The organism is Sphingomonas sp. DMC8 (genome assembly GCF_056314185.1).
Genome location: NZ_JBQUYV010000002.1, coordinates 125,084 through 151,089, shown reverse-complemented (window position 1 = coordinate 151,089; position 26,006 = coordinate 125,084). Strand labels below are relative to the sequence as shown.

Sequence of the window (26,006 nt, the reverse complement as noted above, 5' to 3'; positions counted from 1 at the left end):
CTTCCATCCACCGGTACAGATAGGCAGATCGGGTCCGCCCGGTATAGTGCGGATGCGTTGGACAAGGAGCAGAACCGGATGGCCAGAGCGAAAGACGGCACGATCCACTACTCGGGTGCCGAAGGCGGCTGGGGATCGGTTCGGGGCATGGCGCTGGTTGCCGGTGCCGAAAAACCGAGTGCCGAGGCGCTGTCCACGCTGCTGCGCCAGAACAAGCCCGGCGGCGTGATGTGCACCTCCTGCGCCTGGACCAAGCCGGCCAAGCCGCACATGTTCGAAATCTGCGAAAACGGCGCCAAGGCGACGATGTGGGATCTGACCTCCCGCCGCGCGACGCCCGACTTCTTCGCGCAGCACACGCTCACCGAACTGCGCGGCTGGAGCGATTACGATCTGGAACAGGCCGGGCGGCTCACGCATCCGATGCGGTACCACGGTGCCAGCGACAAATATGTCCCCTGCACCTGGGAAGAGGCGTTCGGCGACATTGGCGCGAAGCTACGAGGCTATGCTCCGCGCGAGACGATCTTCTACGCCTCAGGCAAGGCCAGTCTCGAAACCAGCTATGCCTGGGCGCTCTTCGCGCGGCTTTATGGCCATAACAACCTGCCCGACAGCTCGAACATGTGCCACGAGACCACCTCGGTTGCGCTGAAGACAACGATCGGCGCGCCGGTCGGCACCTGTCTGCTGGAGGATTTCGACCATGTCGATGCGATCTTCTTCTTCGGCCAGAACACCGGTACCAACAGCCCGCGCTTCATCCACACGCTAACCCGCGCGGTGAAACGCGGCGCGAAGATCGTCACCTTCAACCCGATCCGCGAGAAGGGCCTGCTGGAGTTTCGCAACCCCCAGAGTCTCCAGATGATGACGGGCGGCAAGACCAAGATTTCGTCACAATATTATCAGCTCAAGCCCGGTAGCGACATCTCCGCGATTCTGGGCATCTGCAAGCATGTGCTGGCCGAGGAGGACCGGCGCGGCGGCGTGATCGACCACGCCTTTATCGCCGCGCACACGCATGGCTTCGACGGTTTTGCTGACAAGGTGCGCGGCACGAGCTGGGAAGCAATCGAAGCGGAGACCGGCCTGCCCCGCGCCGACCTGATCGCCGCGGCCGAAGTCTATATCCATGCCGAACGCGCCATCGGGATCTGGGGCATGGGACTGACCCAGCATGTCCGCGGGTTCGACAATGTCGCCAGTGTCGTCAACCTGATGCTGCTGCGGGGCAATATCGGCCGGCTGGGGGCGGGCGTGTCGCCGGTGCGCGGCCATTCGAATGTGCAGGGCCAGCGCACCGTGGGGATTGCGGAGAATCCCGAACTCGTCCCGCTCGACCAGCTTTCCGAGCAATATGGCTTCCAGCCGCCGCGCGACCATGGGCTGGGCACCGTCACCGGCTGCCAGGCGATTGTCGAGGGCAAGGTGCGCGCTTTCCTGGGGCTGGGCGGCAACTTCCTGCGCGCGGTGCCCGACCACGGGCTGATGGAAGGCGCCTGGACCGGCATGGACCTGACCGTGCAGATCGCCACCAAGCTCAACCGCGGCCAGCTGTTCTGCGGCGAGACCGCCTATCTACTCCCCTGCCTCGTCCGCTCTGAAGAGGATGTGCAGGCGACCGGTCGCCAGGTGGTGACGATGGAGGACAGCCTTAGCTGCATCCATGGCTCGGTCGGCAAGGCCAAGCCCGCCAGCCAGCACCTCAAGTCCGAAATGGCGATCGTCGCGGGGATCGCGAAAGAGACGCTGGCCCCCAATCCCAATGTGCCGTGGGACGCATGGGTGGGCGACTATGCGCTGGTGCGCGACGCGATCGAGACGACCTATCCCGACAAGTTCCGGGATTTCAACAAACGCCTGTTCACGCCCGGTGGCTTCTTCAAGGGCAACAGCGCACGCGACCGCAAATGGCTGACGAAAAGCGGCAAGGCCGAGTTCACCGTGCCCGGCGCGCTCAACGCGACCGGCTTTGCCGATGCCGACGGTCGGTACCGGCTGATGACGCTGCGCTCGAACGACCAGTTCAACACCACTGTCTATGGCTATTCGGACCGGCTGCGGGGCATCGAAGGCAAGCGCGACGTGGTGCTGATCAACCCGGAGGAGATGGCCCGCGCCGGGCTGGTGGAGGGCCAGCGCGTGGCGCTGGTCAGCGACGCCGACGACGGCGTGGAGCGCGTAGTCGAGGGGCTGGAAGTCCTCCCCTTCCGCCTGCCTGACGGTTGCATCGCCGGCTATTACCCTGAGCTCAACCCGTTGATTGCGCTGGATCATCACGACCAGGCATCGAAAACGCCCGCCGCCAAATCGGTGCCTGTGCGCATCCGCATCTGAAGCAACCATAATACCAGCAATGACTGGCATGCGCCTGCGCATTCGCTTATGCTGGCCAAAAGACAGCGTTGACAGAATCCGGAGGAGAGGACGAAATGACACGCCAAAAGATTGCCTGGACCAGCTCGATGGTCGCAATCGCCGCCCTTTTCGCCGTGCCGGGCCAGGCTGTGGCGCAGCAGGCCGGCCATGCCTGGATGAACAGCAAGCTGGCGCCCGATGCGCGCGCAGAACTGGTGCTCGCCCAGATGACCGAGGACGAGAAGCTGACACTGGTTTTCGGCTATTTCGGCTCCACCTTTCCGCCCAAAGACTACAGCTACCCGACCGGCGCGCGCGAGGGTTCGGCCGGCTATGTTCCGGGCATCCCGCGTCTTGGCATTCCGGCGCAGTGGCAGACCGATGCAGGCGTGGGCGTAGCCACCCAGGGTTCGGCAGTGCACAAGCGGGGGCGCACCTCGCTACCGTCCGGACTCGCTACTGCGGCGACCTGGGATCCGGCACTGGCCTTCAAGGGCGGGGCGATGATCGGTGCCGAGGCGCGCGCCTCTGGCTTCAACGTGATGTTGGCCGGCGGCGTCAACCTGCTGCGCGAGCCGCGCAACGGCCGCAATTTCGAATATGGCGGCGAAGATCCGCTGCTCGCTGGCACCATGGTCGGCGCGCAGATCGCCGGCATCCAGTCGAACCACATCATCTCGACGATCAAGCATTATGCGGTCAACGATCAGGAGACCGACCGCTTCAAGATGGACGCGGTGATCGACCCCGCCGCCGCGCGGATGAGCGACCTGCTCGCCTTCGAGATCGCGATCGAGAAGTCGAACCCCGGCTCGGTCATGTGCGCGTACAACAAGATCAACGGCATCTATGCGTGCGAACAGCCCTGGCTGCTGAACGACGTGCTGCGCCGTGACTGGGGCTGGCCGGGCTATGTGATGTCGGACTGGGGCGCGACCCATTCGACGATTGCCGCCGCCAATGCCGGGCTGGAGCAGCAATCAGGCCACCCGTTCGACGAGAAGCCGTTCTTCGGCCCGCTGCTCAAGGAAGCCGTGGCGAAGGGCGAGGTGACCAAGGCGCGGCTGGACGAGATGGCGCACCGCATCCTGCGTTCGATGTTCGCGCACGGTCTGTTCGATCACCCGATCGCGGGCGCGCCGCTGGACCTTCCCGCCGATATGCTCGCCGCCCATGCCGCCGTTACCCGCGCCGACGCCGAGGCGGGCATCGTGCTGCTGCAGAACAAGGGCAACGCCCTGCCCTTGGCGGCAGCGGCGAAGCGCATCGTCGTGATCGGCGGCCATGCCGACAAGGGCGTGATGGCGGGCAGCGGATCGTCGTTGGTCTATCCGGTCGGCGGCAACGCAGTGCCGGGTAAGGAGCCGACGAGCTGGCCGGGGCCGGTGATGTACCACCCCTCCGCCGCGCTCGCCGCGCTGAAGCGGCAATTGCCGGGCGCGACGATCACCTATCTCGACGGCAGTGACCCCGCCGCCGCGGCAGCCGCCGCCAAACAGGCCGATGTCGCGATCGTCTTCGCCACGCAATGGGCTGGCGAGTCGTTCGATCCGTCACTGACGCTTGCCGACAAGCAAGATCAGCTGATCGAGCTGGTCGCGGGCGCCAGCGGAAAGACGGTGGTGGTGCTGGAAACCGGCGGACCGGTGCTGATGCCCTGGGCCGACAAGGCCGCCGCGATTCTCGAGGCCTGGTACCCCGGCACCGCCGGCGGCGAAGCGATTGCCAATGTGCTGACGGGCAAGGTCAATCCGTCGGGGCATTTGCCCGCGAGCTTCCCGCGCAGCCTGTCGCAGCTGCCCCGCCCCGCGGAACCGAATGACGGCGAAACCCGCTACACCGAAGGCGCCGCGGTCGGGTATAAATGGTATGACGCAAAGGGCGACAAGCCGCTGTTCGCGTTCGGCCACGGCCTCTCCTATACCAGCTTTACCTATAGCGGGCTGAAGGGCGCAGTTGCCGGCGGCACAGTGAGAGCCAGCTTCTCGATCCGCAACACCGGCGCGCGTGCCGGTGCCGATGTGGCGCAGCTCTATGTTTCTGGCGAGGGCTGGGAAGCACCGAAGCGGCTGGGCGGCTTTGAGAAAGTGACGCTGACGCCCGGCGCGTCGAAGAGCGTGACGATCGAAGTCGATCCGCGTCTGCTGGCGGTGTTCGACGACGCATCGCATAGCTGGAAGATCGCCGGTGGCAGCTACAAGCTGCTGCTCGGCCATGCATCCGACGACATTGTCGCTACGGTGACGGTACAGGTGCCCGCGCGTACCTTGCCGGCGAGCTGGCACCCCTGAGGCCCCACAGGCGGGGGCGCCGTTGGCCCCCCGCCGCATTGGTTCAGAGCAGCGCCTCGATCGCGCCCGCAATGTCGCGTGGAGACGTGGTCGGCGCATAGCGTTCGACGACGTTGCCGGCGCGATCGATCAGAAACTTGGTGAAGTTCCACTTGATTGCCTGCGTACCCAGCACGCCGGGCGCCGCCGCCTTCAGGAAGCGGAACAAGGGCGCAGCGTCGTCGCCGTTTACGTCGACCTTGGCATAGACCGGAAAGGTCACGTCATAGGTGAGCGAGCAGAAGCGCGCGATTTCTTCGGCATCGCCGGGTTCCTGCGCGCCGAACTGGTTGCACGGGAAAGCCAGCACGGCAAAACCGCGATCACGATACTGGCGCCACAGTGCCTCCAGCTCGGCATATTGCGGGGTGAAGCCGCATTTCGATGCGGTGTTCACCACCAGCAGAACCTTGCCGGCATAATCGGCCAGGCTGGTCTCCTGCCCGTCTGCGGTCTGTACCGCTATTGTGGTAATCGCTTCGGTCATATGCCCTCCCGCTATTGCAGCCGCCCCTCGTGCAGGCGCAGCACCCGATCCATCCGCGCCGCGAGCCGCTCGTTATGCGTGGCGACGAGTGCCGCCGAGCCTTCGTTGCGGACGAGGTTGAGGAATTCGCCGAATACCCGGTCCGACGTCGCCTCGTCGAGATTGCCGGTGGGTTCGTCCGCCAGCACCAGCGCCGGGCGATTGGCCAGCGCACGGGCAACCGCGACGCGCTGCTGCTCGCCGCCCGAAAGCTGGTTCGGGCGGTGGGTGAGACGATGCTCCAGGCCCAGTACCGCCAGCAGCGCCTCCGCCCGCACCGCCGCCTCGGCCCGGGTCGTGCCCCGGATGAGCTGCGGCAGAACGACATTCTCGGTCGCGTTGAAGTCAGGCAGGAGATGGTGGAACTGATAGACAAAACCCAACTGGTCGCGCCGCACCTCGGTCCGCGCACTGGCCGATAGCTTCGATGCCTCGCGCCCGGCGATGCGGATCGAACCCTCGAACCCGCCTTCGAGCAACCCAACCGCCTGCAGCAGCGTCGACTTGCCCGAGCCGGACGGCCCGAGCAGCGCGACGATCTCGCCGGGCTGGACATCCAGATCGACGCCGCGCAGCACCTCGATCACCACGCCGCCCTGTGAGAAGCTGCGCCGCAGGTCGCGCGTCTGGAGAACCGGCTCACTCATAGCGCAGCACCTGCACAGGATCGGTACCCGCTGCCTTCCAGGCGGGATACAGCGTCGAAAGGAAGGCGAACAGCAACGCCATCGCGCAGATGGTGAAGGTCTGGACCGGGTCGGTCTTGGCCGGCAGCTCGGTCAGGAACCGGATTTGCGGATCCCACACCTTCTGGCCGGTCACGACGCCGATCAGCCACACGACCTGCTCGCGATAGGTGATGAAGAAGAAGGCAAGCACGCCGCCCGCCGCAACCCCCAGCGCGCCGATCGTCGTTCCCACCGTCACGAAAATGCGCATCAGCCCGCCGCGCGTCGCCCCCATGGTGCGCAGCACGGCAATGTCGCGCGTCTTGGCGCGCACCAGCATGATCAGCGACGAGATGATGTTGAACGACGCGACCAGCAGAATGATCGACAGGATGGTGAACGAGACCACGCGGTCCATCGCTAGCGCCTCGAACAACTCGCGGTTCATCTGGCGCCAGTCGGTGATCTGGCCGACATCGCTGATCTTGTCCGCCAGCGGCGCGAGAATCTCGCCCACCTTGTCCGGGTTCACCGTGTCGATCCGCACCATGCCGACCGAATCGCCCATCAGCATCAGCGTCTGGGCGTCCTGCATCGGCATGATGATGAAGGCCTTGTCATAGTCATAGACGCCGACCTCGAAGATCGCCGCGACCTTGTACTGGACGATACGCGGCATGGTGCCGAACGGCGTCGCCGCGCCCTGCGGGTTGATGATCGAGATCTGGCTGCCGAGCGTAACGCCCAGCGCCTCCGCCAGACGCGAGCCGATCGCCACCTGTTCGCTGCCCGGCTTCAGCGCCTTCAGCGAGCCGGCAATTTCCTTGCCCTTCAGCGTCTTGTTGGTGAGGATGTCTTCCATCCGCATCCCGCGGACCAGCGCGAATTCGACCCGGCCGTTATAGCCCGCGAACAACGGCTGCTCGATCAGCGGCGTCGCGCTGGTGACGCCCGGCGTGTGCTTCGCTTCATCGGCAACACGACGCCAGTCGCGCAACTGGTTGTTATAGCCCTGGATGACGGCGTGGCCGTTCAACCCGGAAATCTTGTCGAACAGTTCGGCGCGGAACCCGTTCATGACGCTCATCACCACGATCAGCGCAGCGACGCCCAGCATGACGGCGACGAGGCTGAACCCCGCAACGACGGCGATGAAGGCTTCGCTGCGCCCGGGCAGCAGGTAACGGCGGGCAATCATCCGCTCATAGCGCGATAGCAGCATGCCCCCCCTCTAAGGCCACCAGGGGGCGAACGGAAGCGCGGACTTGCAGCGGACCGCAGTTACCCTGCTGTTGCGGAATCATCACAGGGTGCCGCCAATCGGCAAGACGTGGTTTCTGAACCGGTGACAAACGGATCGGCGGCTCGTACCAAAAAACCGTCGAAGCGCAGGCAAAAAGGCCGTGGTTCGGGGAGGCTCTCAGCTCCGTTCGCGAAAGCGAGGCGTCAGAGCGAGGGTCTGTTCAAGGGGGCTGACGAGCATTCGTCACGCAGGCGCCCGGGCTGGAAACGGTCCGGGCGTTTGCTTTTTTGCGACCCGTTCCCACCATGATTTCGGGCGGAGCAGGTTTCCCCGCCCCGCCCGCCAACCTCCCCCGGCCAAAGCAGGAGGTCAGTGCGTTACCCGATCAGAACGAACCGCTGATCGTGAAACCCCAGGTGCGCGGATCGCCCGGCTGGCCGACGATCAGGCCCGTGCTGCCCGACTGAACCGACAGCAGCTCGAAATAGTGCTGGTCGAAGGCGTTGCGGACCCAGGCAAACGCATTCACCCGTCCCTGGCGATAGCCGAGCCGGAAGTTCGACAGCGAATAGGCGTCAATCCAGGTATAGGCAGATGGCGACGGGTTGGACGAAAAGCGCGAGCGCCAGCTGCCGTCATAACCCAGATACACCTGCCCCTCGCCCACCGGCACATTATATTCGGCGCCATAACCAGCAGCCCATTTCGAAATGCCGGGCAGCACCTGGCCGGAAATGTCGCAATTCACCGGGCTGACACCGCCGGGCGTCCCGGGGGCGCTGGGCGTGGCACCGCTCGATCCGCCGGACAGCTCGGGCGGGCACGGCGCATCGCGGAAGTGGACATATTTGGCATCGGTGAAAGCGCCATTTGCATAGACGCTGAAGCGCGGGCTCGGCTGAAAGCGCGAATCGAATTCGACACCACGCACCCGCACCTTTTCAGCATTGGCGAGATAGCCGCGAATCACCCCCAGCTGTCCGTTGGTCACGGTCGCCTGATAATCCTTCACCTCGGTCCAAAAGCCGGCGAGGTTGAAGGTCGCACGGTGGTCGAGGAACTGGGTCTTCAACCCCACTTCGAAATGATTGACCTTTTCCGGCTTCACCGTCGCGGCTGCCAGGATCGGGTTGTTATTGGCATCGAGCGGCAGGCCCGACAGGTTGATGCCGCCCGATTTGAAGCTGCGCGCATAGGTGGCATAGCCATGGACGTCGGCAGCGAAGTCATAGGAAAGCGTGACGTCGCCGGAGACGTTCCAGTCGCTGAACCGCGGCGAATAGCTTTGCGGCGCCAGCACACCGCGCTGATCGCTGTTGAGCGTGGTGCTGCCGGTTCCCGTCGTCACCGTGGCGACATAGGAACCGCTCTTCTTGTCATAGTTCAGCCGAAGGCCGGGCTGCAGCCGCAGCTTGGGCAGCACTTCCCAGTTCAGCTTGCCGAACACGGCGAAGCTGGTGTTGTCGAAGCTGATCGCATTTTTCGAGGTCAGCCCGTTCAGCACCGCCGGGTTGCAGGCATTGGCGGTCGGCGACGCGCAACCGCTCGATCCCGGCGCGACATTGCCCGGGTTGAGCAGCCAGCGGCTGGCGGCGGGGCCCTGCACCTGCGATCCCTGCGTGTCGATCGTCTGGTGGAACAGGAAGATGCCAGCCGTGTAATCGAGCCGGTTCTTGCCGTTGGAGGCTATGCGCAGTTCCTGCGTCACCTGTTTCTGCTGCGACGGATTTTGCGACACGGTGGTGATCGGCAAGCCCACGAAATCGCGGTCGTTCGCCGGCTTCCAGTCCCAATAGCGCCATGCCGTCACCGAAGTGATCGTCGCCGGCCCCACATCCCAGTTGCCGAGCAGCGACACGCCGCCGATTTCCTGCCGCGAATTGATGTCGGCATCGAGGTCGGTCTTGCGGTCGAACGGGTTAGTGCTGGGCGGTGCGTAGCCGAACGCCGCCGCCAGCGCAGCATATTGGCGGTTGAGCGGCCGCTGGGTCGCGCCGGTGCGCACATAATATTGCACGCAGCACAAGGGGTTCTGCAGGTTGAAATCGCCCGACAGCGTGAAATCGATGCCCGGTGCCGCGCGCCACAGCAACTGCCCGCGCACGCCATAATTGTCGAGCCGGTGCAGGTTGGTGTTGCTCTTTGTGTCGTAGATCGTGCCCTTGCGGCTGGTTACCGACGTGGAAATCCGCACCGCCAGCTTGTCATCGGCGATCGGCGCCGAGGCCGAGGCCTTCAGCTGCAGGAAGTTGTAGTTTCCGGTGCTCGCTTCATAGCGGACCTCGGGCGTGAAACTGGGCGCGCGGGTGGTGATGTTGATCGCGCCAGCGGTGGTGTTCTTGCCATAGAGCGTACCCTGCGGCCCGCGCAGCACCTCGACCCGCTCGACATCGACAAAGTCGAAGGTCGATGCGCCGACCCGGCCGATATAGACGCCGTCGACATAGAAGCCGACGCCCTGTTCGATGCCGTCATTGGTCAGGCCGAACGGCGCGCCCAGGCCGCGAATGTTGATCGCGGTGTTGCGCGGGTTGCTCGAATAGAATTGCAGCGCCGGCTGCGACTGCTGGATGCGGGAGACGTTGAACGCGCCGCTATCCGCGAGCGTCTGACCGCTGATTACCGAAACGGCGAGCGGCACTTCCTGCACGCGCTCCTGCCGCCGGCGGGCAGTGACGACGACTTCGCCGGGCGTTTCCTGCCCCGCATCGGCCGCTGCTGGCTGGTCGCTGGCGGGCTGGCCCTTGTCCGGCTGCACGTTCGGCACCGCCACGCGGGCAGGCGCCGTATTATCGGGGTCTGGCCCGATCGGCGCAGTACCGGCGAGCAACAGCAGCGTCAGTGAAGATAGACTCATTCCCGTCCCCCAATTCTGGTTGACGACAATCTCCACCAACAAAGTGGGAATTTACTAACAAGCAGTTGTTTAGGGCAACGAAGCGGCTCTTGTTGGAGGCTTGAAACCGTCGGCGCGCTTCCCAACATTGGTGTTGCACGGTGCCGATACGGGCCGTGCACAGGGCGCCGCGGATGGTCCGGGCGCCGGATAAGACGTTCATTTTGCTCAATGGAGGATTTGAAGATGCGTCAATTTGATTTTACCCCGTTCCGCCGTTCCGCCATCGGTTTCGATCGCCTCTTCGACCTGCTCGAAGCCAGCGCGCGCCAGGCGGGGAGCGAGAATTATCCGCCGTTCAACCTGGAGCGTCTGGCCGAGGATCGCTATCGCATCACGATTGCGGTGGCCGGCTTCAAGGCGAACGAAATCGACATCACCGCGCAGCAGAACCTGCTGCTCGTCGCAGGCCGCAAGGCGGGCGAGAACGAGAATAACCAGGGCAATTTCCTGCATCTCGGCATCGCCAACCGCAGCTTCGAGCGCCGCTTCGAACTCGCCGATTTCGTGCGGGTGGAGAGCGCCGACCTGACCGACGGCCTGCTCACGATCGAGCTGGTCCGTGAAGTGCCGGAAGCGATGAAGCCCAAGAAGATCGCCGTGGGCACCGGCAGCGAACCGACCCCGATCGAGCACCGCGCCGACGCGGCCTGATCTTCTTCACGCGCGCGCGGCGCCCACTCCCTTTGGCGCCGCGACGGGGCGCTCGGGCTTCGGCCCGGGCGCCTTTTGTTTGACGCCCGCGGGAGCGGTCGTGGTGTACGCCACCAGCGATCGCAACCGCTTCAGGCGCGCGCAGGTACACTAGCGATGGAACGCACGCATCCGGCCAGTCGATGGCCGATGACTTTGGCAGCGTCCGCGTGCAGGGACGATCACTCTTTCCGTTCGTCTATCAGTGCACGTAGCCGCTCGGCGTCGTCCGCGGACGCGGGATTGTAGACAATCACGCCGAGCTCGGGCCTTCCTTCGACGGCGAAGGACAAGAAATCCATCGCCAGCAGCCCGGCATTGGGATGATGAATGTGCTTGGTACCCTCTCCGTGCGAGATCACATCGTTGTCGTGCCAAAGCGCCTCGAATTCGGGACTGAGGCGGGATAGCTCTGCGACCAACTTGGTGACTTCAGCGCTGGTGATGGCACCGGCGCGCGCCACGTCGGCGCGGAAGGCACCCACCACGAATCGCGCCATCGCTTCGAAATCCACATTCAGCGCCCGGGCGCGGTTGCTGCCGAACATTAGCCGCAGGATGTTGCGTCCCTCACGCGGAAGCTTGGCATAGTCCGTGAACAGCACTGCTGCGGCTCGGTTCCAGCCGACAACATCCCACATCGCAGTCTTTACGATCGCTGGGCTGAGCGCCATGCCGTCCAGGAATCGCTGCAATCTCGGCGAGATGCCGTCCACGAGCTGGTATCTTGCTTCCGGCGGACGGCCGAGACCTAGCATGTAGATGTGCTCCCGCTCGGACTCGGTGAGCATCAGACCTTTTGCAATTCGATCCAGTACATCGGGCGACGGCGCCCCGCCGCGGCCCTGCTCGAGCCACGTATACCATGTAGGACTGATATTCGCCCGAATCGCGACCTCTTCGCGGCGTAAGCCCAGTGTGCGACGTCGTCCTTTGGAAAATCCGAAGGACGCAGGGTCGAGGCGCGTACGGCGATCGCGCAAATAGGTACCAAGCGGATTGCGCGGATCGCTGGCCATCGAACATCCTGTTGGCGGTCATACTAGGATAACGTCACGACTTTAACACGTTTGGCGACGGCCGGATATCACCCATGGGTAAGAAGGAGATTTCCCATGCGTGTATTCCTTACCGGTGCAACGGGCTTCATCGGCTCTCACGTCATTCCCGAACTACTCGCCCACGGCCACCAAGTGCTCGGGCTGGCGCGCTCGGACGCGGGCGCCGATCAGTTGAAGTCGACGGGTGCCGAGGTCCACCGTGGAGACTTGGAGCGACCCGAAACGCTCGCCAGCGGCGTCGCAGCAGCCGACGCGGTCATCCACTGCGCATTCGACCACAACTTCCAAAATTTCGTTGCAAACACGCGCAAGGATGCGCGCAACATCGCAGCGATGGGGGAAGCGCTGGCGGGCACGACCAAGCCGATACTGATCACGTCGGGGGTGGGCAGCGGCTCACCGCGAAACGGCGGACCTGCGACCGAGGACATCCTCAACCCCTTCCACGGCAATCCGCGTATCGCGACCGAACTTTCCGGCGCAGCGTTGATCGCGAAAGGCATCGACGCCCGCACGATACGTCTGCCGCAGGTGCACGATACCACCAGGGCAGGACTTATCACGCCGTTGATCGTGGAGGCGTCGCGTGCCGGGTCGCTGGCATATCTGGGTGAGGGTCGCACCCGCTGGGCTGCAGCACATGTCAGCGACGTCGCCAAGCTCTACGTCCTCGCGCTCGAGAGAGGCGAACCCGGCGCGCGATATCATGCATCTGCCGAGGAGGGCGTAGAAGCGCGCGCTATCGTGGAGACGCTCGGCGAGCGCACCGGCCTGCCGGTCCGATCGGTCGAGAAGAACGAAGTCGAGCGCTATTTTGGCTGGATGGCGCCGTTTGCCGGCCTCGACATGATTGCTTCGAGTTCCTGGACGCGGGAACGGCTGGGATGGCAGCCGGCAGGCCCCGATTTGCTCACCGACCTTGCCGCGATGGAAATGCCCGTCCGCACGCCTGCATAATCGAACGCCGCTGCACGCGGGCTGGCGGAGTCGTCAGGTTCGTGTGCAGCAGCAGGCTTGTGCCTACTACCGAGGCCGGAGGCATTCGCCGACATTTCGGTTCTTCACCCCGCCGGCTTTACCCCCAGCAGCCACGGCCGCACCCGACCGGTCGGGCGAGCGACGCCGTCGAGCCGTTCGGCGCGCAGGATCGTCACCGGCTTCAGGATCATCTGCCCCTTCATCGCATCGCGCCCGCCGCCGGAGGGCAGCGCGAGGATGCGCTTCACCACGTCCATGCCGGCGGCGACATGGCCGAACGCCGCAAAGCCGCGATAGGCGCCGCGCGCGTCAAGGCCGGGATTGTCGCCGACCATGATCGAGAAATTGCCATTGGCCGAATCGGGGTTCGGCCCGTGCGCCATCGATATGGTACCGTCGGTGTGGCGGATGCCGGTCTGGCTGGTCGGCTCGAGCGGCAGCGGATCGAGCATCCGCCGCGCATCGGTGCCGACGCCGCCCTGGACGAAGCCCTTGCCCGGATCGCCCTTGCGCCGCGCGGTGCGGTAGAATTGCGTGCCCTCGAACCGGCCGTCATCGACATAGGCGAGGAAGTTGGCGACGGTCTTCGGCGCGCGCTTCGCATCGAGCGCGACGGTGATCGCGCCCATGCTCGTCACCAGCCGCACGCGCACCATGCCGGGCGCCGCAGGTCTTTGCGGCGCCGGCGCCGCCGACACGGCGAGCAGCGCCAGCCCGGCAACGAACGCGCGGCGCAACACGATCAGACGAGCCGCGAGTGCTTCAGCGCCGCCGCAATGAAGCTGGCGAACAACGGGTGCGGATCGAACGGCTTCGACTTGAGCTCGGGGTGGAACTGCACGCCGACAAACCAGGGATGGTCGGGCCGCTCGACGATTTCGGGCAGCGTGCCGTCGGGCGACATGCCGGAAAAGACCAGCCCGCCCTGCTCGAGCACCGTCTTGTAGGCGGTGTTGACTTCATAGCGGTGGCGGTGGCGCTCGCTGATCGTGTCGCCGCCATAGATCGACGCGACAACGCTGTTGCCGCCAAGCTTGGCGGTATAGGCGCCCAGCCGCATCGTGCCGCCGAGGTCGCCGCCTTCCTCGCGCTTCTGCAGACCGTCGGCGGTCATCCATTCGGTGATCATGCCGACCACCGGCTCTTCGGTCGGGCCGAATTCGGTGGTCGAGGCGTTGGCGATGCCCTCGGCGCGGACGCCTTCGATACACGCCATCTGCATGCCGAGGCAGATGCCGAAGAACGGCACGTTGCGCTCGCGGGCGAAACGGACGCCGGCGATCTTGCCCTCGCTGCCCCGCTCGCCGAAGCCGCCTGGGACGAGAATGCCGTGCATCGGCTCGAGCAGCGCGGTGACTTCGGCGTCGTCCTGCTCGAACAGTTCGGCGTCGAGCCAGCGGATATTGACCTTTACCCGGTTGGCGATGCCGCCATGGACCAGCGCCTCGGTGAGCGACTTATAGGCATCGGGCACGCCCATATATTTGCCGACGACGCCGATCGTGACTTCGCCCTCGGGATTTTCCAGCCGCTCGACGATGCCGCTCCAGCGGCTAAGATCGGGCGCGGCGCCGGGTTCGATGCCGAAGGCCTTGAGCACTTCGACGTCCAGCCCCTCGCCATGGTACTGCAAGGGAACGGCATAGATGCTCTTCGCGTCGAGCGCCGGGATCACCGCCGAGGCGGGAACGTTGCAGAACTGGGCGATCTTGGCGCGCTCGCCGACGGGCAGCGGCCGCTCCGCACGACATACCAGCACGTCGGGCTGCACGCCCATCGCTGCGAGTTCGCGCACGCTGTGCTGGGTCGGCTTCGTCTTCAACTCACCCGCCGCCGCAATATACGGCACCAGCGTGACGTGGATGCTGACGGTCTGGCCGCGGCCGAGATCGTTGCGGAGCTGACGAATCGCTTCGATGAACGGCAGCGATTCGATGTCACCCACCGTACCGCCGATTTCGCACAGCACGAAATCGAGATCTTCGGTTTCCGCCTGGGCAAACGCCTTGATCGCGTCGGTAACGTGGGGGACGACCTGCACCGTCGCGCCCAGATAGTCGCCGCGCCGCTCGCGCTCTATGATCGTCTTGTAGATGCGGCCCGAGGTGACGTTGTCCGCCTGGCGCGCCGTCACGCCGGTGAAGCGCTCGTAATGGCCGAGATCAAGATCGGTCTCCGCCCCGTCGTCGGTCACATATACCTCACCATGCTGGTGCGGTGACATGGTGCCGGGATCGACGTTCAGATAGGGATCGAACTTGCGGATGCGGACCCGATAGCCGCGGGCCTGGAGCAACGCCGCGAGGCTTGCCGCCATAAGACCCTTGCCAAGCGAGGAGACCACGCCGCCGGTGATGAATATGTACCGCGCCATGGGAGGAAACGCCTAACGTCAATAACCGCGCACCGGCAAGCGTTCGAATCCCGCCGGCGCACGATTTTTTGTGGATGGATCGCCGCCGGGGCGACGAACTACGGAAAATTACTGGCTGAACGGAACCTGGCTGTTGCCGGCCGGGGCAGCATTACCCGTGGGCGAAGCAGTCGGTGCCGGGACCGGTGCCGGCGTCAGCCCCGGAATGGAGCTGACCGGCGCGGCCTTGCGCTGCAGGTTCGGATCAATCGTGGTCGAGTGCCGGTTCGCCGCGAGAAAAGCGAGCAGAATGCTCATCGCGATGAAGGCCGTGGCCAGTATCGCGGTGGTCCGCGTCAGGAAATCGGCCGCGCCGCGCGCGGACATCAGGCCCGAGGGGCTGCCGCCCGTGGTCAGGCCGCCGCCTTCCGACTTCTGCAGAAGAATCACCCCGACCAGCATGGCGGCGATGAGGAACTGGACGACGAGGAGGAAGGTGAACATGAAGCCCGGAGCCTGTTGGTGAAGGGCGCGACATAGGGGAGCAGCCCCCCGCAATCAACCGCCTGTTCCCGCCAAGGCTCAGCCAGCTTGCCGCAATGTCCTTTGTGACAGGCTGGCAAACATTTCGCACGCGCACTGAAACCTAGTCGCGAAACGGGCGTTTCCCCCTCTAATTCAGGGCCATGCCGCGCTCGAAACGTGTGAGTAGAACCGGTGAACGCAATGTCGGACAAACCACTTTATTCGTGGAAGAACACCCTGATCGACTATGTGCGGTCCGGCGAACCTGATCTGACGAATCGCCAGATGGCGCTTCTGATGCTTGTATATCTTGATCCCGGCCCCCATACGGTGCGCGGATTGGCGCGGGCTTTGAACGTCTCGAAGCCGGTAGTCACACGCGCCTTGAATCGGTTGGGCACGCTCGGCTATCTGCGCCGCCAACGTGACGATACCGACAAGCGCAACATCTTTGTTGCGCGTACGGCTGAAGGGGCAGAGTTTCTTGCAGAGTTCGGGCATTTCCTCGCTGGCAACCACCTCAGCGAGCCAGTCGCCCACAGCGCCAGCGCGTAAGCGATTCGCCCTGCGGGGGCGATCGGAAGTGATCGACCCGCGTACCGAAGCGGTCCGGCCCGATCTGGCCGATGTTCGCCTGGCCGATCGCGTGTTCGCCCCGCATTATGCGGCGCCGATGCCGCGCGTGATCCGCGTTGCCACGGAAATGCGCGCAGCCCCGCAGCCGGGCACTGATTCGCTCGCGTCGCTGGCCGCCGGCGACGTCTTCGAGGTCCTGGAACTGGCCGGCACACATGCCTGGGGCCGCGCCCCGAGCACCGGATTGGTCGGCTATATCGATGCCGCTGCCCTGGAAGGTGCCGCATGATCTCACGGGTCTTTATCGACGGCGCGGTGGGCACCACCGGGTTGGAAATCCGCGAGCGGCTGGCGGGGCGCCCCGAAATCCAGATGATCCTGCTCGACGAACAGGATCGCAAGGATCCCGCGCGGCGCGAGGAAGCGCTGAACGAGGCCGACTTCGTTATCCTGTGCCTGCCCGACGACGCAGCGCGCGAGGCGGTGGCGATGATCCGCAACGATCGCACCCGCGTGATTGACGCCTCCACTGCGCATCGCGTCGCGGCGGACTGGACCTATGGCTTTGCCGAGCTGGAACCCGGCCAGGCCGCAGCCATCGGCGAGGCGGCCCGGGTCAGCAATCCTGGCTGCTATCCCACAGGCTTTCTGGCGCTGGTGCGGCCGCTCATTCGCGCCGGACTGATCCCGCATGACTATCCGCTGAGCGTGAACGCCACGTCGGGCTATTCGGGCGGCGGTCGGTCGATGATCACCGAGTTTGAAAGCGGCGAGGCAGGCACGGCGTTCCGCCCTTATGGCCTCTCGCTGGCCCACAAGCATGTGCCGGAAATGCAGAAGCATGCACGGATCGAGCATCCGCCGATCTTCATGCCGGCAGTGGCTAACGCCTATCGCGGGATGATCGTCGAAGTGCCGCTGCCGCTCCATGCCTTTACCCGCAAGCCGTCAATCGAGTCGCTCGAAAACGTGCTGCGCGAGGCGTATCGCGATTCGCCGGTGGTGAAGGTGCTGCCGGCAGACGTGCCGGTACTGACGATCGAGGAAAATGCCGGCACCGACCGGCTGAGCCTGCGCGTGTTCGGCAATGACGAGACGCGCCAAGCGCGGTTGGTGGCGACGCTCGACAATCTCGGCAAGGGCGCAGCCGGCGCGGCGGTGCAGAACCTGAACATCATGGCCGGGCTCGATCCCGTCGCCGGACTGGTGCTTTAACCGGCGCCGGTTCGGGACGGATTAACCGGCGCGCAGCAATCCCACCGCAGCATCGCGCTCGAACAGGTACAGCGCCACCCGCGCCGCCTGCCCGCGCTCGCCCTTCAGCCCACCATCCCGATCGACCAGTAACCGGGCGTCACCATTGGCGGCGGGCAGCAGATCGCCAAGCATCTCGGGTGCGGCCAGCCGGAACTGCATGTCGCCGGATTGCCGCGTGCCGAGCAGTTCGCCCGCGCCGCGTAGCCGCAGATCCTCCTCGGCGATGCGGAAGCCGTCATTGCTCTCGCGCATCAGCGCCAGCCGCGCACGCGACGTTTCGCTGAGCGCATTGCCGCGCAACAGCAGGCACACCGAGCGCCCCCCGCCCCGCCCCACCCGGCCGCGCAACTGGTGGAGCTGCGCGAGGCCGAACCGGTCTGCATGCTCGATCACGATCAGGGTCGCGTTGGGCACGTCCACGCCCACCTCGATCACGGTCGTCGCGACCAGCACACCCAGTTCGCCGGCAGCGAAGCGCGCCATCACCGCGTCCTTTTCCGGCCCCTTCATCCGGCCATGGATCAGCCCGACCTTGCCGGGGAAATGCGCCTCCAGCTCGACGGCGCGCGCCTCGGCGGCGGCCATGTCGATCTTCTCGCTCTCCTCGACCAGCGGGCATACCCAATAGGCCTGGCCGCCGCCAGCAAGGTGACGCCCCAACCCGCCCACCACTTCACCCAGGCGCTCCTCCGAAATCACGCTGGTTTCGATCGGCTGGCGCCCCGGCGGCATCTCGTCGAGCCGGCTGACATCCATCTCGCCATATTGCGCCAGCGTGAGGGTGCGCGGGATCGGTGTGGCGGTCATCACCAGCAGATGCGGCGGGCGTTCGGCCTTGGCCTGCAGCATCATCCGCTGGGCGACGCCAAAGCGATGCTGCTCGTCGACGACCACCAGCCCTAGATCCCGATAGGTCACGCCTTCCTGAAATATCGCATGCGTGCCGATCAGAATGTCGATCTCGCCCGAGGCGAGGCCCATCAGCGTCGCTTCCCGCGCACGGCCCTTGTCCCGGCCGGTAAGGATCGCGACGTTCACCCCCAGCCCGGAAAGCGTGCGGCGCAGCGTCTCATAATGCTGTCGCGCCAGGATTTCGGTCGGCGCCAGCAGCGCGCCTTGTGCGCCTGCTTCCGCTGCGATCAGCAGCGCCATCGTCGCCACCAGCGTCTTGCCCGAGCCGACATCGCCCTGAAGCAGCCTCAGCATGGGTTGGGACTGCGCCATGTCGCCCTCGATTTCGGCGATGGTGCGGCTTTGTGCGCCAGTGGGGGCATAAGGCAGCTTCAGCGCGTCACGCAGCCGATGGTCGCCGGCCAGAGCCCTGCCCCGCTTCGCCCGCGCCTCGCCGCGCACCAGCAGCAAGGCGAGCTGGTTGGCGAAGATTTCGTCATAGGCGAGCCGCTCGCGCGCCTTGGCGTCGGCCGGATCGGTGTGAATCCGCACCAGCGCGTCGCGCCAGTCGGGCCAGCCCTTCTGCGCCCTGAGGCTCGGCTCGATCCATTCGGGCAGTTCGGGTGCGCGCTCGATCGCCTGCGCGGCCAGCGCGGCGATGCGCTTGGAGGTGATGCCTTCCGAACAGGGATAGATCGCCTCGCGCCCGCCGACGCTTTCTACCTGGTCGAGCGGCAGAACATGGTCCGGATGGACCATCTGCAGGTCCTGTCCATAATGTTCGAGCTTGCCGGAAACCCAGCGTGGCTCGTTCAGCGGCAGCAGCTTCTTCGCCCAGCCGGAATTGCCGCCGAAATAGACCAGCGTGACGTGATTGCCCTTGCCGTCCACCGCCTGCACCCGCGCCGGCGAGCGGGGGCCACCGCCGAAGCGATATTGCACCGGCGTAAGGGTGATCGCGATCACCTTGCCCGAATCGGCCATGTCCAGTTCGTCGCGCGGCAGGCGGTCGACGAACCCGGTCGGCAAATGAAACGCCACATCGACGACGCGCGCCAACCCCAGCCGCTCCATCGGACGCGCCAATGCCGGGCCAATGCCCTTCAGCGCAGTGACCTCGGCGAACAGGGGATTGAGAAGCTCGGGCCGCATAGCCCCTGCCCTATCCGGTACAGGGGCGGCTGACAAACCTCAGCGCGGCCAGGGCCGCCAGCATATTATACAGCTTCGATTGCCTGTAGCACTTCGGGAACGGAGGAGCCGATCACCACTTCATGATCGTTGCCAAAGGAAATCACGCCGAACTCGGTTCCTTCCATATGGATGGTAGAGACGGTGCGGATCGATGCGACGTTCACCAGCATCGGTTCCCCGTTTATCGATTTCAGCATCACGAACCGAGGCCGGGTATGCGTCTGCTCAGTCATTCGAATCGCCTCGTTCATTCACGGTAAGGTCGGCATAGAAGCCCAAAATGCTTAATAACCTGTCCAGCCGGTCGTACTGAATCTCCCGTAGCGTTTCGGCGCTCTCCTCCCTATCTGGGCTGCCAACCGAAACCCGTCGCCGACAGTGCCTCTTTTGCACGCCGTCGGCTATTTGTCGTTGGAGCGAACATGGACCGTGAAACCCGCCTCAAGCGCCTGCGCTTTCGCTCCTGGCATCGCGGCACCAAAGAGGCCGATCTGCTGATCGGCGGCTTCTTCGACCAACATGGCGAAGGCTGGAGTGACGCGGAGATCGCGTTGTTTGAAACGCTGCTGGAAGAACAGGATGTCGACATCATGGCCTGGGCGATGGGAACCGCCGAGGCGCCAGAGCGCTTCCGAGGGACGATCCTGGATGCACTCAAGACGCTGAATTACGTACCGATTTCCGAGTGAAATAGCTTTAGCCACCCTCACCCTCCCACCGCCTTCGGCGGCGGGCCCCTCCCTCTCCCAAAGGGAGAGGTGCAAAAGTCCCTCTCCCTTTGGGAGAGGGAGGGAGGCGCGAAGCGCCCGAAGGGTGAGGGTGACCAGGCCAACCTATCGACACGAGACCCCATGCCCGAACTGAAGACCATCCTCTCCGCCCAGCATCCGCTCACCCTTGCCGGGGTCCCGGAGGGATTCCTGCCCTGGATGCTGGCAGACCTGGCCCGCGCCAGTCGGACGGCAGTGTTCATCGCAGCGGACGAAGCGGCCATGCGTGCGGTGGCGGGCACAGCGGCCTTCTTCGCGCCGGAGCTGGAGGTGCTCACCTACCCCGCCTGGGATTGCCTGCCTTACGATCGCGCTAGCCCGACCCTCCGGGTGATGGCGGAGCGACTGGCGACGCTCCATGCGCTGCAAGGAAAGAGCGAGGCACCGCGTCTGCTCGTCACCACCGTCAATGCAGCGACCCAGCGCACGCTGACGCCGTTCCGCATCCGCCAGCTCGTGGCGCGCCTCGCGCCCGGCGAGCGCATCGGGCTCGATCGTCTTGCGGCGCTGCTACAGGCAAATGGCTATGTCCGCGTCGAGACGGTCAATGATCATGGCGAGTTCGCGGTACGCGGCGGGCTGGTCGACCTGTTCCCGAGCGGCGCCGAACAGGCGCTGCGACTAGACTTCTTCGGTGACGAGATCGAAAGCGTCCGTACTTTCGATCCGCAGGACCAGCGCACTACCGGCCGCGTCGAGGGCTTCACTCTGCTGCCTGCCAGCGAGGCGCTGCTCGACGAAGAAAGCATCAAGCGCTTCCGCAGCGGCTATCGCGACCGGTTCGGCGCCACCGCCACCGGTGATCCGCTCTACCAGGCGATTAGCGAGGGTCGCCGCCTCGCCGGCATGGAGCACTGGCTGCCGCTGTTCGAAGAACGGCTGGAGACACTGTTCGAGCATCTGCCAGACAGCGCCGTGATCGTACGCGACAGCGGTGCGCCGGCGGCGGCCGAACAACGCTTCGAGGCGATCAAGGACTATCAGGACAATCGCATCAAGGCGCAGTCGTCCGATCCTGGCAGCTATCGCCCGCTCAAGGCCGGCGACCTCTATCTGCTGGCGAAGGAATGGCAGGCCAAGGTCGAGGCGTTGCCGATGCACCTTGCCACGCCTTTCCATGAACCAGAATCGGATCGTGTGGTGGAGTTCGGCGTCGACGGCCCCCGCGACTTCGCGCCCGAGCGTGCTGCCGGCAGCAACGTGTATGAGGCGGTCGTCGCGCACCTCAAGGCGCTGCGCAAGGACGGGCGCAAGCCGGTGCTCGCCAGCTATTCCAACGGCGCACGCGAGCGGCTGAAGGGCCTGCTGGAAGATCACGGCCTCACCGGCGCGGTGCCGGTGGATGGCTGGCAGCCGGCTTTGGGCGTGGCGAACCCCAATGGCAGCGGCCTACAGGTGGCGCTGGTCGTCCTCCCGCTCGATCATGGCTTCGCTGCGCCTGACGTGGCGGTGCTCACCGAGCAGGACATGCTCGGCGACCGGCTCGTCCGCCGCTCGAAGCGCCGCAAGAATACCGATGCGTTCCTCCAGGAGCTGGCGACGCTGTCGCCCGGCGATCTGGTCGTGCATATCGACCATGGCATCGGCCGCTATGAGGGGCTGACCCAGATCCCGGTGCAGAAGGCGCCGCACGACTGCGTCGCGCTCGAATATGCCGGCGGCGACAAGCTTTACGTGCCGGTCGAGAATCTCGAAGTGCTGAGCCGCTATGGCTCGGGCGAGGAAGGCGCGAGCCTCGACAAGCTGGGCGGCGAGGCCTGGCAGCGTCGCAAGGCGCGGATGAAGGAACGCATCCGCGAGATTGCCGGCGAGCTGATCGCCACGGCGGCCTTGCGCGCCACCCGCGGCGCCGAGATCGCCGAGCCCGATCATGGCGGCTATCCGGCGTTCGTCGACCGCTTCCCCTATGAGGAGACCGACGATCAGGACCGCGCGATCGGCGACGTGCTGGCGGATCTTGCCGCCGGTCGCCCGATGGACCGGCTGGTGGTCGGCGATGTCGGCTTCGGCAAGACCGAAGTCGCGCTGCGCGCCGCCTTCGTCGCAGCGATGGCGGGGATGCAGGTGGCGGTGGTGTGTCCCACGACCCTGCTCGCCCGCCAGCATTACAACAACTTCAAGGCGCGCTTCGAAGGCTTCCCGATCGAGATCGGCCGCCTCTCCCGCCTCGTCACCGCCAGCGAAACCAAGGCAGTGAAGGAAGGGCTCGCCGCCGGCACGATCGACGTGGTTGTCGGCACCCATGCGGTGCTCGCGAAGAATATCGACTTCAAGCGGCTCGGCCTTGTCATCGTCGACGAGGAACAGCGGTTCGGCGTGACGCACAAGGAGCGGCTGAAGGCGCTGAAGACCGATGTTCACGTCCTCACCCTCACCGCCACGCCGATTCCGCGCACGCTGCAGATGGCGATGAGCGGGTTGCGGGAACTGTCGGTGATCCAGACCCCACCGATCGATCGTCTCGCGGTGCGCACGTATGTGATGCCGTGGGATCCGGTGGTGCTGCGCGAGGCGCTGCTGCGCGAACATTATCGCGGCGGCCAGAGCTATTTCGTCACCCCGCGTATCGCCGACTTGCCGGAGATCGAGGAGTTCCTGCGGAACGACGTGCCGGAGGTGCGCTATGTCGTGGCGCACGGCCAGATGTCGCCCACCGAGGTCGAGGAGCGGATGTCCGCTTTCTACGACAAGAAGTTCGAGGTGCTGGTTTCCACCACCATTGTCGAAAGCGGGCTGGACATCCCGAGCGCCAACACGCTGATCATCAACCGGGCCGACAAGTTCGGTCTTGCCCAGCTCTATCAGCTACGCGGGCGCGTTGGCCGAGCGAAGACGCGCGCCTATGCCTATATGACCACGCCGCCCGAGCGACAGATGACCGAAGCCGCGGAGAAGCGGCTGAAGGTGCTCTCCGACCTCGAAAGCCTGGGCGCGGGCTTCCAGCTTGCCAGCCACGATCTCGACATTCGCGGCGCGGGCAACCTGCTCGGCGACGAACAGTCGGGCCACATCAAGGAAGTCGGCTACGAACTCTACCAGTCGATGCTGGAAGAGGCGATTCTCGACGCCAAGGCCGGCGGCCTGCGCGACGAAAGCCGACCGAAGGATCTGTCACCCCAGATCACTGTCGACGCGCCCATCCTGATCCCGGAGGAGTATGTCCCCGATCTGGACCTGCGCATGGGCCTCTATCGCCGCCTCAACGAGATCGAGGAAACCGACGGCATCGAGAGCTTCGCCGCCGAACTGATCGACCGGTTCGGCAAGTTGCCCGAGGCGACCGAGAATTTGCTGCGCTTGATCGAAACCAAGCTCAACGCCAAACGCGCCTGCATCGCCAAGCTTGATCTGGGGCCGAAGGGCGCGCTCGTCTCCTTCCACAATGACAGCTTCCCCAACCCCGCCGGGCTGATCGCCTATGTCGAAAAGCTGGGCGAAACGGCGCGGCTGCGTCCGGACATGAAGCTGGTGATCAACCGCGCCTGGGCCAACCCGGCGGCGCGACTGCACGGCGCGTTGCAATTGTCGCGCGGACTGGCGCGCGCGGCGGGATGACCGTCTAGCTGCTGTGGTCGGCGATGATCTTCCACCCACCGGCCTCGTGGTGAAACACCAGGCTGGTCGGGCCGGAAGCGCTATGGCCGTCGGGATAGCGCAGCGTGTAGTGCCCGATATACAGCGCGTAGTCCGGCCCTAGCGCACGATAGTCGAGCCGCTCGATCGTCAGCGTACCACGCTTCGATGGATCGCCGAAGTCGTACTTCGCACGATAGCGGGCCGTCATCGCCGCCTTGCCGCGCACCAGCCCGTCGCCCGCGACGAAGCTTGTTTCGGGTCCGGGGGAATAGACCGACATGAAGCGGTCTACATCGCCTGCATTCCACCCAGCGACGCTCTCCGCCATCGCTGCGTCAACGGCCGCCCTTTCGCGTGCATCAACATCCTGTGCGGCAATCACTAGCCCGAGTGCAAACCACATGCTCGTTTTCCTTATCTTATGCGCATAAATGAATATCACACCAGAATTGTGTTCGGCCGTTTCAAGAGAGGCGGGGCCTACGAATTAACCAAGAACATTGGGAAATTTACTTAGAAAAATACCGTGGGATAGCTTTCCTCCTATTATGGAACGGAGCCGCGTTCGGTCGATCGACGAACATTTACCATAGCCCGCGTACCTAGGAGGGTACTTTGTCCGACCATATGACCTCTCGTCTGACCTTCATGGAAATGGATGAAGCACAGCGGGGGGCGCTGCGATCGACTCAATCGCAGATCAGGTCGTTGATTGGCGGTGCACTCGACCGCTTCTACGCACGCGCAAGCATCACGCCGGAGACCGCGCGCTTCTTTCGCGATCCCGCGCATATGCGCCAGGCCAAGGCTGCACAGGAAAAGCATTGGGACCGCATCGCCTCCGGTGAATTCAGCACCGGCTATTATGAAAGCGCCCGGCGGATCGGCGCCACCCATGCCCGCATCGGCCTCGAACCCCGCTGGTATGTCGGCGCCTATGCGATTGTGCTACAAGAGCTGATCGCCGGCTTGTCGGGCAGCCGTTCACCTCTCCGCTTCCTGACCCGCTGGTTCAACCGCCGCAAGGAAACCGCCACCATCGCGGTCGTGAAGGCGGCGCTGCTCGACATGGAAGTGTCGCTCTCCATCTATTTCGAAGAAGCGCAGGTCGAACGCAATGCAGCGATCGAGCGGCTGGAAAACGCGCTCAAGACGCTGGCCGGCGGAGACCTGAGCCAGGATCTGCGCGGCATGCCCACCAGCTTCGCCTCGCTGGAGCGCAGTTACAACGAAACGCTGCTGCGCATCCGCGATATGATCGGCGGCGTGACCGAAGGCACCCATCGCATCCGCTCGGGCATCACCGAAATTTCCGATGCCTCGAACGATCTCGCCCGCCGAACCCAGAGCAACGCCGCGTCGCTCGAAGAAACCACGGCCGCGATTTCGCAGATGGATGGCCGTATCCGGGCGACAGCGGAAGCGGCGCGCAACACCGTCAACCGCGCCGACCAGACCATCTCCACCGTGGGCGAAGGCCGATCGGTGGCGGATCAGGCCGTGCAGGCGATGGGCCGCGTTTCCGAAGCCGCCAAGGGTACCGACAGCGTCATCGAAGGCCTGGACAAGATCGCCTTCCAGACCCGCGTTCTGGCGATGAACGCCGCTGTGGAAGCCGGCCGCGCCGGTGAAGCAGGCCGCGGTTTTGCCGTTGTCGCCGATCTGGTGTCGGCGCTGGCAATGCGCGCCGAAGAGGAAGCCGGCCGCGCCCGCGAACAGCTGACCATGACCCAGGCGGAAATCGTCGTCGCGGTGGATGCGGTGCAGAAGGTCGACGGGGCTCTCGCCAATATTTCGGGCGATGTCGGCGTGGTGCATTCCCTCCTCTCCACCATGGCAACGGACAACGAAGCGCAATCGAGCGCGATCGGCGAAATATCCAAGGCAATCGGCGAGATGGACCGGGCGACGCAGCAAAATGCCGCGATGGTCGAGGAAACCTCCGCCGCTGCCCAAAATCTCACATCGGAAGTAGCCGACCTCGCCAACCTGGCATCGCAATTCCACGTCCAACCGGCCGGCCACAAGGATCCTCTACCGGGGTTCAAGCCGCTGCCCACCGGTGCCGTGTCGGCACTGACGCGACCGGACCTCTGATCGAGCGCCGG

General features: G+C 64.8%; 21 protein-coding genes. 10 read left to right on the top strand and 11 right to left on the bottom strand.

Annotated elements, in window-relative coordinates; genetic code table 11:
* Positions 1–78: 78 nt before the first annotated feature.
* Both ACT53K_RS04760 and ACT53K_RS04755 read left to right on the top strand, forming a co-directional pair.
* Positions 79–2,340, top strand: a complete 2,262-nt coding sequence (locus tag ACT53K_RS04760; protein WP_476227410.1) for an FdhF/YdeP family oxidoreductase — start codon at positions 79–81, stop codon at positions 2,338–2,340.
* Between the two features lie 95 nt (positions 2,341–2,435).
* On the top strand, positions 2,436–4,652 hold the full coding sequence (locus tag ACT53K_RS04755; protein WP_476227409.1) for a beta-glucosidase: 2,217 nt from the start codon (positions 2,436–2,438) through the stop codon (positions 4,650–4,652).
* Between the two features lie 43 nt (positions 4,653–4,695).
* Here ACT53K_RS04755 and ACT53K_RS04750 read toward each other — a convergent pair whose 3' ends face one another.
* From ACT53K_RS04750 to ACT53K_RS04735, 4 genes are all read right to left on the bottom strand, one after another.
* Positions 4,696–5,178: a glutathione peroxidase gene (locus ACT53K_RS04750; RefSeq protein WP_476227408.1), complete on the bottom strand. Its 483-nt coding sequence runs from the start codon at positions 5,176–5,178 to the stop codon at positions 4,696–4,698.
* Positions 5,179–5,189: 11 nt separating this feature from the next.
* On the bottom strand, positions 5,190–5,864 hold the full coding sequence (locus ACT53K_RS04745; protein WP_476227407.1) for an ABC transporter ATP-binding protein: 675 nt from the start codon (positions 5,862–5,864) through the stop codon (positions 5,190–5,192).
* The gene (locus ACT53K_RS04740; RefSeq protein ID WP_476227406.1) at positions 5,857–7,107 is read right to left on the bottom strand and encodes a lipoprotein-releasing ABC transporter permease subunit; all 1,251 of its coding nucleotides are present in this window, start codon (positions 7,105–7,107) and stop codon (positions 5,857–5,859) included. Before ACT53K_RS04740 ends, ACT53K_RS04745 begins: the two co-directional genes overlap by 8 nt.
* Positions 7,108–7,513: 406 nt before the next feature.
* Entirely contained in the window at positions 7,514–9,985 is a 2,472-nt protein-coding gene (locus ACT53K_RS04735; protein ID WP_476227405.1) for a TonB-dependent receptor, read from the bottom strand.
* Between the two features lie 225 nt (positions 9,986–10,210).
* Here ACT53K_RS04735 and ACT53K_RS04730 point away from each other — a divergent pair, with 225 nt between their 5' ends.
* Positions 10,211–10,678, top strand: a complete 468-nt coding sequence (locus ACT53K_RS04730; RefSeq protein ID WP_476227404.1) for an Hsp20 family protein — start codon at positions 10,211–10,213, stop codon at positions 10,676–10,678.
* A 221-nt stretch (positions 10,679–10,899) separates the two neighbouring features.
* Here ACT53K_RS04730 and ACT53K_RS04725 read toward each other — a convergent pair whose 3' ends face one another.
* Positions 10,900–11,736: a helix-turn-helix transcriptional regulator gene (locus tag ACT53K_RS04725; RefSeq protein WP_476227403.1), complete on the bottom strand. Its 837-nt coding sequence runs from the start codon at positions 11,734–11,736 to the stop codon at positions 10,900–10,902.
* 96 nt (positions 11,737–11,832) lie between these two features.
* Between ACT53K_RS04725 and ACT53K_RS04720 the strand changes: the two genes are divergently transcribed.
* A complete protein-coding gene (locus ACT53K_RS04720; RefSeq protein WP_476227401.1) occupies positions 11,833–12,735 on the top strand; it encodes an SDR family oxidoreductase in 903 nt (300 codons plus the stop codon).
* Between the two features lie 104 nt (positions 12,736–12,839).
* On the opposite strand, the gene ACT53K_RS04715 is transcribed toward ACT53K_RS04720, so the two are convergent.
* The 3 genes from ACT53K_RS04715 to secG form a co-directional block, all read right to left on the bottom strand.
* On the bottom strand, positions 12,840–13,496 hold the full coding sequence (locus ACT53K_RS04715; protein WP_476227400.1) for a peptidylprolyl isomerase: 657 nt from the start codon (positions 13,494–13,496) through the stop codon (positions 12,840–12,842).
* A 2-nt stretch (positions 13,497–13,498) separates the two neighbouring features.
* The gene (locus ACT53K_RS04710; protein WP_476227399.1) at positions 13,499–15,130 is read right to left on the bottom strand and encodes a CTP synthase; all 1,632 of its coding nucleotides are present in this window, start codon (positions 15,128–15,130) and stop codon (positions 13,499–13,501) included.
* Between the two features lie 108 nt (positions 15,131–15,238).
* Positions 15,239–15,613: a preprotein translocase subunit SecG gene (gene secG, locus ACT53K_RS04705; RefSeq protein ID WP_476227398.1), complete on the bottom strand. Its 375-nt coding sequence runs from the start codon at positions 15,611–15,613 to the stop codon at positions 15,239–15,241.
* Positions 15,614–15,835: 222 nt separating this feature from the next.
* On the opposite strand from secG, the gene ACT53K_RS04700 reads away from it, so the two are divergent.
* Genes ACT53K_RS04700 through argC form a run of 3 tightly spaced genes read left to right on the top strand, consistent with a single transcriptional unit; the run spans position 15,836 to position 17,425 of the window.
* The gene (locus tag ACT53K_RS04700) at positions 15,836–16,189 is read left to right on the top strand and encodes a MarR family transcriptional regulator (protein ID WP_476227970.1); all 354 of its coding nucleotides are present in this window, start codon (positions 15,836–15,838) and stop codon (positions 16,187–16,189) included.
* A 28-nt stretch (positions 16,190–16,217) separates the two neighbouring features.
* Positions 16,218–16,499 (top strand): SH3 domain-containing protein, encoded by a 282-nt coding sequence (locus ACT53K_RS04695; protein ID WP_476227397.1) that lies wholly within the window; start codon positions 16,218–16,220, stop codon positions 16,497–16,499.
* On the top strand, positions 16,496–17,425 hold the full coding sequence (argC, locus tag ACT53K_RS04690; protein ID WP_476227396.1) for an N-acetyl-gamma-glutamyl-phosphate reductase: 930 nt from the start codon (positions 16,496–16,498) through the stop codon (positions 17,423–17,425). The genes ACT53K_RS04695 and argC overlap by 4 nt, the downstream gene beginning before the upstream one ends.
* 21 nt (positions 17,426–17,446) lie before the next feature.
* On the opposite strand, the gene recG is transcribed toward argC, so the two are convergent.
* Positions 17,447–19,510, bottom strand: a complete 2,064-nt coding sequence (recG, locus tag ACT53K_RS04685) for an ATP-dependent DNA helicase RecG (protein ID WP_476227395.1) — start codon at positions 19,508–19,510, stop codon at positions 17,447–17,449.
* Between the two features lie 65 nt (positions 19,511–19,575).
* Positions 19,576–19,785 (bottom strand): hypothetical protein, encoded by a 210-nt coding sequence (locus ACT53K_RS04680; RefSeq protein ID WP_476227394.1) that lies wholly within the window; start codon positions 19,783–19,785, stop codon positions 19,576–19,578.
* A 189-nt stretch (positions 19,786–19,974) separates the two neighbouring features.
* Between ACT53K_RS04680 and ACT53K_RS04675 the strand changes: the two genes are divergently transcribed.
* A complete protein-coding gene (locus ACT53K_RS04675; protein ID WP_476227393.1) occupies positions 19,975–20,241 on the top strand; it encodes an FAD assembly factor SdhE in 267 nt (88 codons plus the stop codon).
* Between the two features lie 162 nt (positions 20,242–20,403).
* A complete protein-coding gene (mfd, locus tag ACT53K_RS04670) occupies positions 20,404–23,877 on the top strand; it encodes a transcription-repair coupling factor (protein ID WP_476227392.1) in 3,474 nt (1,157 codons plus the stop codon).
* 4 nt (positions 23,878–23,881) lie between these two features.
* Here the strand turns inward: mfd and ACT53K_RS04665 are convergent, their stop codons facing one another.
* Positions 23,882–24,301 (bottom strand): YybH family protein, encoded by a 420-nt coding sequence (locus tag ACT53K_RS04665; protein ID WP_476227391.1) that lies wholly within the window; start codon positions 24,299–24,301, stop codon positions 23,882–23,884.
* Positions 24,302–24,525: 224 nt separating this feature from the next.
* Here ACT53K_RS04665 and ACT53K_RS04660 point away from each other — a divergent pair, with 224 nt between their 5' ends.
* Positions 24,526–25,995, top strand: a complete 1,470-nt coding sequence (locus tag ACT53K_RS04660) for a methyl-accepting chemotaxis protein (protein WP_476227390.1) — start codon at positions 24,526–24,528, stop codon at positions 25,993–25,995.
* The last annotated feature ends 11 nt before the right edge of the window (positions 25,996–26,006 follow it).

Excerpts from the sequence above, each read along its gene's own strand:
- ACT53K_RS04740 (WP_476227406.1), bottom strand. The coding sequence starts at position 7,107 with ATGCTGCTATCGCGCTATGAGCGGATGATTGCCCGCCGTTACCTGCTG.
- ACT53K_RS04725 (WP_476227403.1), bottom strand. The coding sequence starts at position 11,736 with ATGGCCAGCGATCCGCGCAATCCGCTTGGTACCTATTTGCGCGATCGC.
- recG (WP_476227395.1), bottom strand. The coding sequence starts at position 19,510 with ATGCGGCCCGAGCTTCTCAATCCCCTGTTCGCCGAGGTCACTGCGCTG.
- mfd (WP_476227392.1), top strand. The coding sequence starts at position 20,404 with ATGCCCGAACTGAAGACCATCCTCTCCGCCCAGCATCCGCTCACCCTT.
- ACT53K_RS04700 (WP_476227970.1), top strand. The coding sequence starts at position 15,836 with ATGTCGGACAAACCACTTTATTCGTGGAAGAACACCCTGATCGACTAT.
- ACT53K_RS04745 (WP_476227407.1), bottom strand. The coding sequence starts at position 5,864 with ATGAGTGAGCCGGTTCTCCAGACGCGCGACCTGCGGCGCAGCTTCTCA.
- ACT53K_RS04675 (WP_476227393.1), top strand. The coding sequence starts at position 19,975 with ATGGACCGTGAAACCCGCCTCAAGCGCCTGCGCTTTCGCTCCTGGCAT.
- ACT53K_RS04750 (WP_476227408.1), bottom strand. The coding sequence starts at position 5,178 with ATGACCGAAGCGATTACCACAATAGCGGTACAGACCGCAGACGGGCAG.
- secG (WP_476227398.1), bottom strand. The coding sequence starts at position 15,613 with ATGTTCACCTTCCTCCTCGTCGTCCAGTTCCTCATCGCCGCCATGCTG.
- ACT53K_RS04665 (WP_476227391.1), bottom strand. The coding sequence starts at position 24,301 with ATGTGGTTTGCACTCGGGCTAGTGATTGCCGCACAGGATGTTGATGCA.
- argC (WP_476227396.1), top strand. The coding sequence starts at position 16,496 with ATGATCTCACGGGTCTTTATCGACGGCGCGGTGGGCACCACCGGGTTG.
- ACT53K_RS04720 (WP_476227401.1), top strand. The coding sequence starts at position 11,833 with ATGCGTGTATTCCTTACCGGTGCAACGGGCTTCATCGGCTCTCACGTC.
- ACT53K_RS04710 (WP_476227399.1), bottom strand. The coding sequence starts at position 15,130 with ATGGCGCGGTACATATTCATCACCGGCGGCGTGGTCTCCTCGCTTGGC.
- ACT53K_RS04755 (WP_476227409.1), top strand. The coding sequence starts at position 2,436 with ATGACACGCCAAAAGATTGCCTGGACCAGCTCGATGGTCGCAATCGCC.
- ACT53K_RS04760 (WP_476227410.1), top strand. The coding sequence starts at position 79 with ATGGCCAGAGCGAAAGACGGCACGATCCACTACTCGGGTGCCGAAGGC.
- ACT53K_RS04735 (WP_476227405.1), bottom strand. The coding sequence starts at position 9,985 with ATGAGTCTATCTTCACTGACGCTGCTGTTGCTCGCCGGTACTGCGCCG.
- ACT53K_RS04680 (WP_476227394.1), bottom strand. The coding sequence starts at position 19,785 with ATGACTGAGCAGACGCATACCCGGCCTCGGTTCGTGATGCTGAAATCG.
- ACT53K_RS04730 (WP_476227404.1), top strand. The coding sequence starts at position 10,211 with ATGCGTCAATTTGATTTTACCCCGTTCCGCCGTTCCGCCATCGGTTTC.
- ACT53K_RS04660 (WP_476227390.1), top strand. The coding sequence starts at position 24,526 with ATGACCTCTCGTCTGACCTTCATGGAAATGGATGAAGCACAGCGGGGG.